This window comes from Streptococcus sp. HMSC066F10 (assembly GCF_001813805.1).
GTDB classification, from domain to species: domain Bacteria; phylum Bacillota; class Bacilli; order Lactobacillales; family Streptococcaceae; genus Streptococcus; species Streptococcus vaginalis.
Window position 1 is genome coordinate 1 of sequence record NZ_KV813949.1, and the last position, 984, is coordinate 984.

The window sequence follows — 984 nt, forward strand, 5'->3', positions numbered from 1 at the left end:
CAAAGCCAAAAAAGGAGTTTATGAAGAATATCAAAAGAAAAATATATTCACAAAAGACGCATTCTATAACGAAAATAAGAAAGACATAGACCAATATAAAGTAGTAAGTGGGAAATTAAAAAAACTCCTATCAGATAAGGAAAAACTAAGTCCTAAAAAATGGAATGAAGAAAAAAGTCTTTTAATGGCAAATCTTGAAGAAATAAATAAAGAAAAAGATAAGATAAAAGATGAATACCAGGAAATTAATCATATAAAATATTCAGTAGATTTTGTAAACAAAGAACTTGGTATAGATTTATCCATAGAAATAGATAAGCTTATAAAACAAGGTGAAAAACCAAGTGTAATAGCACAGATTAAAAAATTCCAAGACCAAGTTATTAAAGATAATGAATACAGAGAAATGATGAAAAACAAGAAAATGGATCAAGAAAGATAAGACCTGGTAAAAATATCTTATCCAAGTTATAATATGACCAAACAACTAAAGGCAGATCTAGGAGGTAATAGAGATGAATAAAAGGCAAGAGCTAATAGATGAACTCATAAAAGCAGATCAAGATGGAACATACAAAACATATAAAAGCACAGAAGAAATAAAAGCAATGAACAACGAAGAAATACAGATAATATATTCCAACATGAAAAACTATCTATCAGACAAAAGAACACACATAAACTACTAAAGGTGGAAAAGCAAAATAAGAGAAGAAAAAGGTTATTCACAACAATAGTTAGCTGATGAAGTGGGGGTTAATTAAATACAATTAGCTCAACTGAAATCGATTAATTTAACCCAGCTATCAAGTTAGCCATGATATTTTGCATTGCTTTAGAAAAAGAATTTGAGGATAAAATAATGGAAACTATGGGGACAATAGGAATTTTACTACATCAAGATTCTAAAAATAGTGACTTATTAGAATCAATTAATAAAATATTAAGAATATTTGGATATAATAAGGAGATTTTTTATATATA

At 27.1% G+C, this 984-nt stretch carries 2 protein-coding genes; both read left to right on the forward strand.

What is annotated here, in order from left to right:
• Positions 1-442, forward strand: a 442-nt coding sequence (locus tag HMPREF2933_RS10210) for a nickase (RefSeq protein WP_070672288.1), incomplete at its 5' end; no start/stop codon positions are given.
• 73 nt (positions 443-515) lie between these two features.
• Positions 516-689 carry a hypothetical protein gene (locus HMPREF2933_RS10040; protein WP_019035175.1) on the forward strand — a complete coding sequence of 58 codons (174 nt, stop codon included), beginning with the start codon at positions 516-518 and terminating at the stop codon, positions 687-689.
• Positions 690-984 lie beyond the last annotated feature (295 nt).